The organism is Thiohalobacter thiocyanaticus (assembly GCF_003932505.1).
GTDB lineage: Bacteria > Pseudomonadota > Gammaproteobacteria > Thiohalobacterales > Thiohalobacteraceae > Thiohalobacter > Thiohalobacter thiocyanaticus.
The window spans coordinates 1,172,956-1,185,368 of record NZ_QZMU01000001.1 but is presented as its reverse complement, the minus strand read 5'-3'; the positions used below and the strand labels follow the sequence as shown (position 1 = coordinate 1,185,368).

The 12,413-nt window shown below is 67.0% G+C and carries 13 protein-coding genes; 8 read left to right on the top strand and 5 right to left on the bottom strand.

Annotation, left to right across the window (positions count from 1 at the left end; all coding sequences use genetic code 11):
* Positions 1–200 precede the first annotated feature (200 nt).
* From gspJ to D6C00_RS05575, 6 genes are all read left to right on the top strand, one after another.
* A complete protein-coding gene (gene gspJ / locus D6C00_RS05600) occupies positions 201–842 on the top strand; it encodes a type II secretion system minor pseudopilin GspJ (protein WP_148098513.1) in 642 nt (213 codons plus the stop codon).
* Positions 843–849: 7 nt separating this feature from the next.
* Positions 850–1,800 (top strand): type II secretion system minor pseudopilin GspK, encoded by a 951-nt coding sequence (gene gspK, locus D6C00_RS05595; RefSeq protein ID WP_158675314.1) that lies wholly within the window; start codon positions 850–852, stop codon positions 1,798–1,800.
* A 70-nt stretch (positions 1,801–1,870) separates the two neighbouring features.
* Positions 1,871–3,088 carry a type II secretion system protein GspL gene (gene gspL / locus D6C00_RS05590; protein WP_158675313.1) on the top strand — a complete coding sequence of 406 codons (1,218 nt, stop codon included), beginning with the start codon at positions 1,871–1,873 and terminating at the stop codon, positions 3,086–3,088.
* The gene (gspM, locus tag D6C00_RS05585) at positions 3,085–3,573 is read left to right on the top strand and encodes a type II secretion system protein GspM (protein ID WP_125180778.1); all 489 of its coding nucleotides are present in this window, start codon (positions 3,085–3,087) and stop codon (positions 3,571–3,573) included. Before gspL ends, gspM begins: the two co-directional genes overlap by 4 nt.
* Positions 3,574–3,583: 10 nt before the next feature.
* Positions 3,584–4,366 (top strand): type II secretion system protein N, encoded by a 783-nt coding sequence (locus D6C00_RS05580; RefSeq protein ID WP_158675312.1) that lies wholly within the window; start codon positions 3,584–3,586, stop codon positions 4,364–4,366.
* Between the two features lie 92 nt (positions 4,367–4,458).
* Positions 4,459–4,866: a YkgJ family cysteine cluster protein gene (locus tag D6C00_RS05575; RefSeq protein ID WP_125180775.1), complete on the top strand. Its 408-nt coding sequence runs from the start codon at positions 4,459–4,461 to the stop codon at positions 4,864–4,866.
* A gap of 146 nt (positions 4,867–5,012) precedes the next feature.
* Here the strand turns inward: D6C00_RS05575 and yrfG are convergent, their stop codons facing one another.
* Positions 5,013–5,693, bottom strand: a complete 681-nt coding sequence (gene yrfG, locus D6C00_RS05570) for a GMP/IMP nucleotidase (protein ID WP_125180773.1) — start codon at positions 5,691–5,693, stop codon at positions 5,013–5,015.
* A 287-nt stretch (positions 5,694–5,980) separates the two neighbouring features.
* Here yrfG and nudE point away from each other — a divergent pair, with 287 nt between their 5' ends.
* Both nudE and cysQ read left to right on the top strand, forming a co-directional pair.
* Positions 5,981–6,526 carry an ADP compounds hydrolase NudE gene (gene nudE, locus D6C00_RS05565; protein WP_125180772.1) on the top strand — a complete coding sequence of 182 codons (546 nt, stop codon included), beginning with the start codon at positions 5,981–5,983 and terminating at the stop codon, positions 6,524–6,526.
* Complete coding sequence (cysQ, locus tag D6C00_RS05560) at positions 6,519–7,325, top strand: 3'(2'),5'-bisphosphate nucleotidase CysQ (RefSeq protein ID WP_125180770.1); 807 nt, start codon at positions 6,519–6,521, stop codon at positions 7,323–7,325. The genes nudE and cysQ overlap by 8 nt, the downstream gene beginning before the upstream one ends.
* 76 nt (positions 7,326–7,401) lie before the next feature.
* On the opposite strand, the gene D6C00_RS05555 is transcribed toward cysQ, so the two are convergent.
* The 4 genes from D6C00_RS05555 to D6C00_RS05540 form a co-directional block, all read right to left on the bottom strand.
* Entirely contained in the window at positions 7,402–7,800 is a 399-nt protein-coding gene (locus tag D6C00_RS05555) for a VanZ family protein (RefSeq protein WP_206609515.1), read from the bottom strand.
* A 4-nt stretch (positions 7,801–7,804) separates the two neighbouring features.
* Positions 7,805–9,184, bottom strand: coding sequence for an ExeA family protein (locus tag D6C00_RS15735; RefSeq protein WP_206609514.1), 1,380 nt, complete (start codon positions 9,182–9,184; stop codon positions 7,805–7,807).
* Positions 9,185–9,322: 138 nt separating this feature from the next.
* Positions 9,323–10,132 carry a CpsD/CapB family tyrosine-protein kinase gene (locus D6C00_RS05545; RefSeq protein ID WP_125180768.1) on the bottom strand — a complete coding sequence of 270 codons (810 nt, stop codon included), beginning with the start codon at positions 10,130–10,132 and terminating at the stop codon, positions 9,323–9,325.
* Positions 10,133–10,469: 337 nt separating this feature from the next.
* Positions 10,470–12,212 (bottom strand): GumC family protein, encoded by a 1,743-nt coding sequence (locus tag D6C00_RS05540; RefSeq protein ID WP_158675311.1) that lies wholly within the window; start codon positions 12,210–12,212, stop codon positions 10,470–10,472.
* Positions 12,213–12,413 lie beyond the last annotated feature (201 nt).

Here is a 12,413-nt window from a genome sequence, read left to right as displayed (position 1 = left end):
TGTGAAGCGTGAGGAGTGAGGAGAAAACCGGGAAGGCCGCGGTCATTTTCCCCTTACCCGTCGCCCTTTTACCCGTCATCCCCGCGCAGGCGGGGATCCAGTGGCCGCAGCGGTATCTGGATCCCAGCCTGCGCGGGGATGACGGAAGCAGTCATGCAGGTCGGGTCAGCCCGTCAGGGCGTAGCCCGACGGGATCCGCCGTGCGTGTCGGGTTACGCAGCGCTAACCCGACCTGCATCAGTTCGTCTCACGCTTCACGCGGCTTCACCCTGCTGGAGATGCTGGTCGCGATGGCCATCTTCGCCATCCTGGCCGTGATCGCCCACAGTGGCCTGAACAGCGTCCTGCTGACCCAGGCCCGGGTCGAGGAGAGCTCCCGCGCGCTCACCGAGCTGCAGCAGGCCTACCGCTGGCTGCAGCGTGACCTGGAACAGGTGGTGGCGCGCCCGATCCGGGACGAGCTGGGCGGTGAGCAGCTGCCCCTGCAGGCAGGCAGCCGGGTCGGGGTGATGCTGGAACTGACCCGCGGCGGCTGGCGCAACCCGGCCGGTCAGGACCGCAGCACCCTGATGCGGGTGGCCTACCGGCTGGACGACGAGACCCTGGTCCGGCATCAGTGGCTGGTGCTGGACCGGGCCCAGGACAGCGAGCCGCTGGACCGGGAGCTGCTGGAGGGCGTGGAATCGCTGGAGCTGCGCTGGCTGGACGCCGACGGCGACTGGCAGCCGCAGTGGCCGCCGCCCAATGTTCCGGAAGGCGCCGGCCTGCCGCGCGCCGCCGAGGTCGAGCTGCGTCTGGCCGACCGCGGCGAGCTGCGCTGGCTGTTCCGGCTGCCGGAGTAGAGCTTCAATGCCTGACCTGCACCGACAAAACGGCATCGCCCTGATCACGGCCATCCTGCTGGTGAGCATAGCCACCATCACCGCCGTCACCCTGGCCGCGCGTCAGCAGTATGACCTGCGCCGCAGTGCCAACCTGCTCGACGGCGACCAGGCCTACGCCTATTCCGAGGGCGTGGAGACCTGGGCCCGGCTGATTCTGGCCCGGGACGCCGAGGACAACCAGACCGACCACCTGCGCGAGGTCTGGGCCACTGAACTGGCGCCGGTGGCGGTGCCGGGCGGCCAGCTCAACGGCCGTATCCGCGATGCCCAGGGCCGGTTCAACCTCAACAACCTGATCAACGATGCCGGGACCGAGAACCCGCTGGCGCTGGAACGCTACCGCCGGCTGCTGCTGTTGCTGCAGCTGCCCCCGGAGCTGGCCGAGAGCCTGCTCGACTGGCTGGACCCGGATATCAATCTTCGCCTCAACGGTGCCGAGGACAACGAATACCTGCTGGAGGATCCGCCCTACCGGGCCGCCAACCGCCGGCTGAATTCGCCCAGCGAACTGCACTACGTCAAGGGCTATGACGCCGAGGCCGTGCGGCGGCTGTCGCCCTTCGTCACCGCCCTGCCGCAGACCACCGCGCTCAACGTCAACACCGTGGTGGTGCCCGAGACCGAGCCGCGGCCCTTCGTGCTGCTGCAGATGCTGGTCGAGGGCATGGGCGAGACCGAGGCCCGGCAGCTGGTCGTCGGGCGCGGCGAGGACGGCTATGAGTCGGTCGATGCCTTCGCTCAGGAGCCGGCCCTGGCCGGGCGGGACCTGCAACTGGACAACCTCACCGTGAGCAGCCAGTTCTTCCTGGTCGAGGCCGAGGTCGATATCGGCACCGCCCGCAGCCGCCTGTTCAGCCTGCTGCGCCGGGACGGTCAGGAACTGGTCACCCTGCAACGGACCCGGGGCACGCGGTGACGGCCCTTTTTGCCAAGGTACGGCGTTTCGGTTACTGTCTTCGCCAGCTGATGTCATACTAATGAGAACCATGCGTGAAACCCTGCTGATACGCCTCGCCGACGCCCCTGAGGAAACGGTCGAATACACCGTGATCGGCGCCGACGGCAAGCTCCTGACCCAGGTCCAGCGCGGCACGCCCGACGGCCTCGCGGCTCAGGCCGCCGGACGCCGGGTGGTGCTGGTGGTGCCGGGGACGGACGTCTCGCTGTTCCGGGTCGAGGTGCCCACCGACAACCGCCAGCGCATGCTTCGGGCCGTGCCCTATGCCCTGGAAGAGCAGCTGGCCGACGATGTCGACACCCTGCACTTCGCCCTCGGCAGCCGCGCCGCCGACGGCCGGGTCGGCGTGGCAGTCGCCGCCCGCGAGCAGATGGATCAGTGGCGGGCCTGGTGCGATGACGCCGGGCTGGAACCGGCGGCCTGGTACGCCGAGACCCAGCTGCTCACGCCCGTAGCCGAGGCCTGGGTGGGACTGGAGGATCCGGCCGCCGGCCGGCTGCTGCTGCGCGGCCCCGGCGGCGAGGGCTATGCCATCGATCGCGACATCTGGCCCTGTTTCGCGGCCCGGCTGGGCGAGCCGCGCCGGGTGCGCTGGCTGGCCGCGGGCAGCGCGGAAACCGAGCTGCCCGCGGTCGACGGCCTGGAACAGGAAACCGGTGGCTGGGCCCAGAGTCCGCTGGAACATCTGGCCGGCGGTCTGGCTCAGAGCGGTCTGATCAACCTGTGCCAGGGCGATTACAGCCGTCAGCAGCAGCTCGGCCGCCTGCTGCGGCCCTGGCGCGCCGCCGCCGGGCTGCTGGCCGCCTCCCTGCTGCTGGCCCTGGTCGGCCAGTTCGTGCAGCTGCAGCGGCTGGAGGCGCGCGAGGCCGAACTCACCGCGCAGATCGAGCAGCTCTACCGCGACACCTTCCCCCAGGCCCAGCGGGTGGTCAACGCCCGCCACCAGATGGAGCAGCAGCTGCTGGCCCTGCGCCGGGCCCAGGGGCAGGATGCGCTGGACTTCCTCGGTCTGCTGGCCAGCTCGGGCGAGGTATTCAGCGCCGCCGAGGGCGTCGAGCTGCAGGGCGTGGGCTACCGCGACGGTCAGCTCGACGTCCAGCTCACCGCCCGCGACCTGCAGAGCCTGGATAAGCTCAAGCAGCAGCTGGCCGCCGGCGGCCAGCTGCAGGTCGAGATCCAGTCCGCCACCGCCGGCGGCGATCGTCGGGTCGAGGGTCGGCTGCGCATCGCGGGAGCGAGCACATGAAGGCGTGGCTCCTGAGCCTGGCGCCGCGTGAGCGCCTGATCGTCGCCGGCGGTGCCGCAGTCCTGCTGCTGCTGGTCCTGTGGCTGGGGCTATGGGAGCCGCTGGACCAGCGGGTGGAAGAGCTGGAGCAGAGCGTGGCCGTGCAGGAGGAGGAGTTCACCTGGATGCAGCAGGCCGCCGCCGAGATCCAGCAGCTGCGCCGCAGCGGTGGCCAGGCCGCCGCCGGGCTGCAGGGCCGCTCGCTGCTGGCCGTGGTCGATCAGGCCACCCGGGCAGCGGGTCTCAATTCCGGGCTCAAGCGCATCGAGCCCGAGGGGCAGAGCCGGGTCCGGGTACAGTTCGAGCAGATCGGCTTCGATGACTTCATGCGCTGGCTCGACGGCCTGCACCGCCAGTACGGCGTCTTCACCCAGAGCATCACCATCGAGCGCGAGGAGGCGCCGGGCCGGGTCAATATCCGGCTCACCCTGGACGCCCCGGCATGAGATTCTGAACATGAGGTCCGGGCTGAGATGGCTGGCCGGCGGGGCGGCCCTGTACCTGCTGTTTCTGCTGCTGACCCTGCCCGCCGTCCAGCTGAGCGGGCGGCTGACGGCCTGGCTGGCGAGTCAGCCAGGGGCCCCTGAGCTGCGCCTGCAGGGGGTGAGCGGACCCTGGTGGCGCGGCCGGATCGAACGGTTGCAGGTGGAAGGTTTCACCCTGGGGCCGCTGCAGTGGCGCTGGCGGCCGACAGCGCTGCTGCGCGGCCGCTTCGGGCTGGACCTGGCGCTGGAAGGCGGCGAGCCGGGAGGTGGGACGCGACTGGCCGTGAGTCCGGGCGGCAGCCTGTACATCGACGCACTCAGCCTGGAGCTGACAGCCGCGGAACTGCTGCGGATCCTGCCCGCCCTGCCGGTGCCGGTGCAGGCCAGCGGGCGGCTGGCACTGGCGGTGGAGCGGGCGATTCTGGGACCGGACGGCCTGCCGCGCGAGCTCGAAGGCCAGCTGGAATGGCGCGAGGCCGGACTGCAGAGCCCGTTGGCCGCGCGGCTGGAACACCTGGTCGCCGAGCTTTCCAGCGAGGAGACGGAACTGGTGGCGCGGCTCTCCGACCGCGGCGGCGAACTGGATCTCGGCGGCGAGGCCAGACTGGACCCGGCCAGCGGCCGCTACCGGCTGGATCTGCAGTTGCGGGCCCGCGATAACCCCGAATTGCGTGACAGTCTGGCACTCATGGGGCGGCCCGATGCCCGTGGTTATCATAATGTAATCCGCAGTGGCCGCCTGCCGCGCCTGTAGGCCGGGATAAGCGCAGCGTTCCCGGCGATTCAGCATGATGCCGGAAACGGCCTTCGGCCTTATTCCGGCCTACGGGAAAGGTGGAGTAAACGATGGATCGAAAACCCGTCTCGCACCACATCGAGATCACCCCGGAGAACAAGTGCGGCTTCTGCCCCGGCAGCAAGTGCTGTACCTACATCACCCAGAAGATCCCCGGCCCGCGCTCCATGGCCGACTTCGACCATCTGCTGTGGCAGCTGGCGCATCGCGGCGTGCAGGCCTACCGGGACAGTGACGGCTGGTATCTGCTGATCACCCACCCCTGCAACTTTCTGCAGCCGGACGGGCGTTGCGGCATCTATGCCACCCGGCCGCAGCTGTGCCGGGATTACACCAACGACTTCTGCGAATTCGACCAGCCGGCCGAGGAGGGGTTCGAGTTGTATTTCCCGGACTATGCGGCGCTGGATGCCTACTGCCGCAAGCGGTTCAAACGCTGGGATGAGCGGTTTGGGTGAGTGGGAAGTGAGGAGTGGCGGCCCATATTCTGTTTCAGCCATCATCCCCGTGCAGGCGGGGATCCAGCTACCGCTGCGGCCACTGGATCCCGGCCTGCGCCGGGATGACGGGTAGGGTACCGGTAACCACTACCCGGAATCTCTCCTCATTCCTCACTCCTCACTTCAGAATCCAACGACCGGATCAGGTCATCGAAGCTGTCGATGGCCTCGAACTCCCCGGTATCACGCTCCGGCCCGCGGGTGTCGGGGCGGCGCACGGCCAGCAGGTGCCCGATGCCGTGGTCGCGCGCCGAGCGCAGCACCGGCAGACTGTCGTCGATCAGCAGGGTGGAGGTTTCCTCGTAGGGCTCCCGGTCCTTGAGCCATTTCCAGAAGCGGCGGTCCTCCTTGGGGCTGCCGAAATCGTGTGAACAGATCTGGCGGTCGAAGTGCCCGCCCAGCCCGGTTTCCTCCAGCTTGAGTTGCAGCGACATGTGGTGGGCATTGGTGACCAGCACGATCCGTTTGCCCTGAGCGCGCGCCAGATCGAGAAAATCCGTCACATGGGGATGGATGGCGATCAGCTCGCGGATCTCACGCTTCATCTCGGCGATGTCCAGGTCCAGCTGCTCGGTCCAGTAGTTGACGCAGTACCACTGCATGGTGCCTTCCATGGCGCGAAAGCGCGGATACAGCCGGGTCTTGGCATCACTCAGGGCCAGGCCGTGGCGCTCGGCGTAGCGCAGCGGCACGTGTTCCAGCCAGAAATGATTGTCGAAGTGCAGGTCCAGCAGGGTGCCGTCCATGTCCAGCAGCAGGGTCTGTATGCGATTCCAGGGCAGCATGGCGTCTCGCTCGGGTCGCGGCGGTGGAGCCGGGGGTGTAGAATGCCGGTAATAATATCAAAGGCCTCTGCTGATTGGGCCTTGCATCACAGTTATGGTTTTGCCGTCATCCCGGCACCGGCCTGCGCCGGCGCAGGCTCCGGCCGGGATCCAGTCGCCGCTATGGTTTGTGGATTCCCGCTTTCGCGGGAATGACGCAATGAAAAGGAGCGTGCAGCGCGTCCAGCCGGGTGCGTCGTCCTTGAGAGATTGCCGCGGCGCTACGCGCCTCGCAATGACAATGCATTATGTCACACGACCCCGAAATCCTGAATGTCCGCTCCCTGGCCCGTTCCCGCCTGTTTGAGATCGAGGAACTGGAGCTGCGCTTCGGCAATGGCGAGCAGCGCCGCTTCGAGCGGCTGCAGGCCGCCGCCTCGGGGGCGGTGCTGATCGTGCCGTTGATCGATGCCGACAGCTTCTGGCTGATCCGCGAATACGCTGCCGGCACCGAACGCTACGAGCTGGGGTTTCCCAAGGGCCGGATCGAGCCGGGCGAGGATCCGCTGGCCGCCGCCAACCGCGAGCTGCGCGAGGAACTGGGCCTGGCCGCGCGGCGGCTGGAGCCGGTCACCAGCCTGACGCTCGCCCCGGGCTATTTCGGGCACATGACCCAGGTGGTCCTGGCCGGCGATCTGTACCCGGATGCGCTGGAAGGCGACGAACCCGAGCCACTGGAGCTGGTGCGCTGCCGCTTCGCCGATCTGGAAGCGCTGCTGGCACGCGATGACTTTACCGAGGCGCGCAGTATCGCCGCGCTGTTTCTGATACGTGAGAGGTTGAAGCATGAGTGATTCCGTCGAACCCCGTGCGCTGCTGGCGCAGACCAGGGACCTGGCCTGTGAGGCCGGCGCGCGCATCCTGGAGATCTACGACACCGATTTCGATGTCGAGTCCAAGGAGGATAACTCCCCCCTGACCGCCGCCGACATGGCCTCGCACACGGCCATCGTCAACGGGCTGCGCGCGCTCACCCCCGAGATCCCGGTGCTGTCGGAGGAGTCGGCGGACGTCCCCTATGACGAGCGCCGCCAGTGGGACTGGTACTGGCTGATCGATCCGCTGGACGGGACCAAGGAGTTCATCAAGCGCAATGGCGAATTCACCGTCAATATCGCCCTGATCCACGCCGGCCGGCCGGTACTGGGCGTGGTCTATGTGCCGGTCAAGCAGTGGCTGTACGCTGCCTGCGAAGGCGAGGGCGCGACCAAGCAGGTCGGCGACGGGCCGGCCGAGCCGATCCATGTCCGCAGGCTGCCGGACGGGCCGGTAGCCGTGGTCGGCTCGCGCTCGCACCGCGGCGACAGCCTGGAGGCCTTTCTGCAGAAGCTCGGCGAGCACGAGATCGTCAGCATGGGCAGCTCATTGAAGCTCTGTCTGGTCGCCGAGGGCGAGGCCGATATCTACCCGCGCCTGGGGCCGACTTCGGAGTGGGACACGGCCGCCGCTCAGTGCGTGGTCGAGCAGGCCGGCGGCAAGGTGACGGATCTGGAAATGAAGGAGCTGCGCTACAACCAGAAGGAGTCGGTCCTCAATCCCTTCTTCCTGGTGATCGCCGATGACAGCCGGGACTGGTCGCAGTATCTTGAGTGAGGTTCCGGGTGATGGGGCCCTTTGAATTTCTTCGTCATCCCCGCCTACGCGGGGATGACGGAGGAGACCTGTGTCGTTACCGGCTGAATCTTCTGATCAGCCCATGCAGCACCAGAATCCCGACTGCCGCACCCACGCCATCGGCGAGCACATCCAGCACATCCGGGTCCCGTCCAGGCACGAAGGCCTGGTGCCATTCGTCACTGATCCCGTACAGCACCGCCAGCCCCAGGGCCAGCCAGCGCGCCTGCGCCGGGTAGCCGGCCGGACCCGGCCGGAACAGCGCCAGGTACAGCCCGCCCAGTACGGCGTAGACGATGGCATGGAACAGCTTGTCCTGGCCGGGAAAGAGCATGGGGGCGTCGATCGCCGGCTGGTCGGAGAGGTGATAGAGCACCGCCATCCAGAACAGGGCCAGCACCAGGCCGAGCAGGCGCGTGGCGGGGTGGCCGGCCAGGCGGTGGAGCGCAGGCACAGGCTCAGGCCCGGTTGGGGCGGGCGGCGGCCGGGTCGGCGCGCAGTTGCGGCGGCAGCAGGTCGACCAGCTTGGCCACCAGGCGCTGGGCGAACTGGGGGTCACGCCCATCCAGGCTGGCCTGGGTCTGCTGGCAGTCGTTGAACAGCACCGGGATGTTCCACTCGCTGATCAGATCGCAGATCTCGGCGGTGCAGTCCTCGGCCGCCTCACTGATGTCGATCAGCAGGATGTCGACATGGTAGGGGTTGAGTTCCGGCGACTGGCTGTCCTCCAGGCCGAATTCGCCGATCACCCGGATATTGTAGGGCTCGATCAGCCGGCGCAGGTGGCGCCGCAGCACGGCCGACTCGCCCACGATGGCCACGCGGAAGGGGCGGGTCTGGATCAGGGCGGGGTCGGGTGTGCCGGAGGCGGGCGCCGGGGCGGCTTTCTCCATCGGTGCCACGGTCGCTGCGGGCCTGGCCCGCGGCGGTGTCCCGGCAGCGGGAGCGTCCTGGATTGACGCAGGCGGCACCCCCGGTGCGGCCGGCTCCGGCTGATCGGTCCGCGCCGCGCCCGGCGGCGGGGCCGGGAACAGGCCGCCGGCCTGCTTCTCCCGCACCACTTCCTGCATCAGGTCGGCGTCGATGCGCTCGAGCTGCTCGGCATAGCCGTAGACCAGGGCAGTGTCGCACAGCAGGTTCACCAGCCGCGGCACGCCGCCGCTGAATCGGTGGGCGATGGCGGCGGCCTCCTCGGTGAACAGCTCGGGGTCGCCGCCGGCCGCCTCCAGCCGGTGGCGGATCAGATCCCGGGTCTCCCCGGCGGTGAGCGGGGTGAGGTGATAGTCCACCGTGATGCGCTGGGCGAACTGCACCAGATCGGGCCGGCGCAGGGTGTCGCGCAGCTCCTCCTGGCCCACCAGCACCACCTGCAGCACCTGGTCCTTGTCGGCGTTGACGTTGGAGAGCATGCGCAGCTCCTCCAGCGTCTCCGGGGCCATGTTCTGGGCCTCGTCGACGATCAGCACGGTGCGCCGGTTGCGGGCGTATTCCTGGATCATGAAATCGACGAAGGCCTGGTACAGCTCCACCTTGCCCTTGTCGCGGTAGTCCAGGTTGAAGGCCAGCAGTATCCACTGCAACAGCTCGCCGAAGGAGCGATGGGTGTTGGAGATCAGCCCGACCGTGATGTCCTGCTCCAGGTTGTTGAGCAGGTGGCGGATCAGCGTGGTCTTGCCGGTGCCGATGCCGCCGCTGACCACGGTGAAGCCGGCCTGGTTGGCCAGGCCGTACTCCAGCATGGCCAGCGCCATGCGGTGCTTCTTGCTCAGGTAGAGAAAGCTGGGGTCCGGCAGCAGCGAGAAGGGTTTTTCCCGGAATCCGTAGTGGGCTTCGTACATAGGGTAATCCCTGATTAATCCGTCATTGCGAGGCGCGCAGCGCCGCGGCAATCTCCAACCGACTGATTCTGCCTTGCGAGATTGCCGCGCTGCGCTCGCAATGACGAAAATAGCGGAATAAGCAGGGAATCCATGGGATCAACCGGCGGCCTCGCTCTTGTTCAACACGGTGCCGAGAATGTTGGTGTTCTCCAGCAGCTCGACCGCCCGCCGGGCCTCCTGCTCCTGGGTCCTGCCCTCTTCCAGCACCAGCAGGGCGGCGTCCACATAGGGGGCAAAGGCCAGCGCATCGGCCGCGGTCAGCACCGGCGGCAGATCGAACACGACGATGCGTTCCGGGTAGCGGTTCTTGAGCTCCTCGACCAGCTGGATCATGCGTGGCGAATTCAGCAGTTCGGCCGAGTTCTGTGCCGGCCGGCCGCCGGGCAGCAGCACCACGTGCTCCAGCCCCTCGGGGTGGACCAGCAGGTCGGCCAGGTCGACCTCGTCGAGCAGGTACTCGCTCAGGCCGCGGGTCGTGCCCAGACCCAGGTAATCGTGAATGGAGGGCTGGCGCAGATTGGCGTCGACCAGCAGCACCGTGTGATGGATCTCCATGGCGATGCTGGCGGCCAGGTTGATGGCGGTGACCGTCTTACCCGCGCCATCGCCCGGGCTGGTTACGGCCAGCACGTTCCAGTTGTTCTCGCGCAGCCGCTGCAGCACCTGGGTGCGCAGGATCTTGAAGGCGTCGGCGAACTCACCGCTGGCATAGGCGGGCAGAATGCGGTGCTTTTTCATGGCGATATTCGATGCCCTGGCCGTACGGGTCTGGGTATAGCTGATGTTCTTGGTCGAAGCGGCCTTGGCCACGGCGCGTCCGGCCGTTGCCGGCCGGTGCTCCCGGGCCTGCCCCCCGCCTTCGCGGTCCTTGCGTGCCTTTTCCAGCGCGACCTTGATGCGCTCCATATCTCAAACCTCTTTGGCAAATCGCCGGCCTGGTGGCCGACCCCGCATTATAACCGTGATTGTATCAGCCCGATAACAGCCCGGGACGGATGTGGAAACTATCGGGCGTCGGGGTGAAAAACTTTAGTAATAATAAGTGATTAATTGCACGGTGATCAGAAATCCTGGCCACAAGAGGAGAAACACCGTCATCCCCGCGCAGGCGGGGATCCAGCAGCCGCAGCGGTATGTGGATTCCCGCCTACGCGGGAATGACGGAGGGTCGCAGTAAGATTGCCGCGGCAACCACCATGCAATTGTTTATGCTTTCCGTGTCTTCCGTGGCCATCCATATATATCAACCGATGAAATCCATCCCGGTCATGTCACCTGCTTTGCGCAGGACGCGGAACCAGAGCACATCCAGCGGCGACATGAAGAAATGCACCGCCAGCACGGCGACCAGCACGCCCACGGCCGCCGCGCCCAGCACCTTCCACTTGCGGCTGCGGCGCTTGCGGCTCTCGCCCGCGGTGGGCTGGTAGGGGATGGCCGCCAGCGGCATCACCTGCAGCACATTGGCCACGCCCCTGGCGCCGCGGATGGCATGGTCCAGACTCTCGGCCACGGCGGCCAGGCCGAAGCCAGAGCCCAGCGCCAGCACGAAGCTGAGGAAGATGATGGCCGGGCGGTTGGGTGAGACCGGCTCCTCGGGCAGGGCGGCCGGGTCGATCAGGGTGAAGCGCTCGCCCTTGGACTCGGATTCCAGCTGCTGGGCGATCTGGGCCTGCATTTCCTTGGCGGTGATTTCCTGGTACTTGGCCACCGTGTTTTCCAGCTCCCGCCGCATGGAGCTGTATTCCCGTTCCACCGCGGGCGCGGCGGCCAGGCGCTGCTCGTATTTCTTCAGATCGGCCTCCAGCTGGGCCTTCCTGGCTTCCTGGGAGCGGATGTCGTTGAGGGTGGATTCCAGCTGCGACTGCAGGGTGACATAGGCCGGGTTGTCGGGCATGCGCTGGGCCGGCGGGGTCGCGGGCAGTTCGGCGATCCGGGTGTTGAGTTCATCCAGCGTCTTCTGCACCTTGACCACGTCCGGGTGCTCGGGGGCGTATTTCTCCTTCAGGGCCGCGAGTTCCGTCTGCAGGCGGTCACGCTCCGTGAGCAGGGATTCCCGATCCGGGCCCAGGCCGGTCTCTTCCTCCAGGCTTTTGATTTCGCGCTGCAGGCGCCGGACGTCGGGATGCTCAGGCGAATAACGCGCGCTCAGGGCGAAATACTGGGTGCGCAGGGCCTTGAGCCGGGCCGCGGGGTTCATCTCCACGTCCTGGCCGTGGGGCTCGATCTGGCCCAGCTGGCCCTCGAGGTAGAACTTGCGGTCCTCCAGGGCATTGATCTGATTGTCCACGTCGTCGAGCTGGCGCTCGGTGCGGTCCATCAGCTGAGTGGTCAGCTGGGCCTGTTCCGGCAGTGAGTGGAGATGCTTCTCCTTGAAATCGGCCAGTTCGGTTTCCAGGTTGCTGATCTTGCGCCGCAGCCGGTTGGCCTCGTCGCTCATGAAGGCCAGCGACTGGGCGGCCTTGCTGGTGCGCTGCTTGAGGTTCTCGTTCAGATACAGATTGGTCAGCTCACTGGTGACCTTCTGCACCTGGTCGGGGTTCTCGCCCTGGAAGGAGAGTTCGAAGGCGATGGTGGCCGGCATCGGGCGGCCGCTGCGGGGATCGATGACCTCGGCGCTGATCATCTCGATGCCGATGTTCTCCTGCATCGCGGCCAGGACTTCCTCGGTGGTCTGGCGTTCGAGTTCATCCCGGTACAGACCGTATTTCTCGATCAGCTCCATCAGGTTGGCGCGGGTCATCACCCGCTGGCTGATCATCTGGATGCGCTGGGTGGCATAGCTGGTCACGGTGGACTGGACCAGCTCACGCGGCACCTCCTGCTCCTCGATCAGGATGGTGGCGGAGGACTCGTAGGTCGGCGGCCAGACCAGGGCAACGATCACGCCCAGGGTGAAGATCACCAGGTAGGTCGCCGCAATGGCGCTGCGGCGGCGCTTGAAGGCGCTGAGATAATCGCTGAGGTCTTTGGTGTTCTCTTCCATCTTCACATCTCTTGTTGTATTCGTCATTGCGAAGCCCGGACCCGAGGGGGTTCCATGGGCCCAGCGAGGCAATCTCCAGACCTGGACTGCGCGGTCGGAGATTGCCACGGCGCTATGCGCCTCGCAATGACGGCCTGATTGCGAGTCCCGTAGGTCGGATCAGCCCGAAGGGCGTAATCCGACAGTGGCCGTCAAATCTGT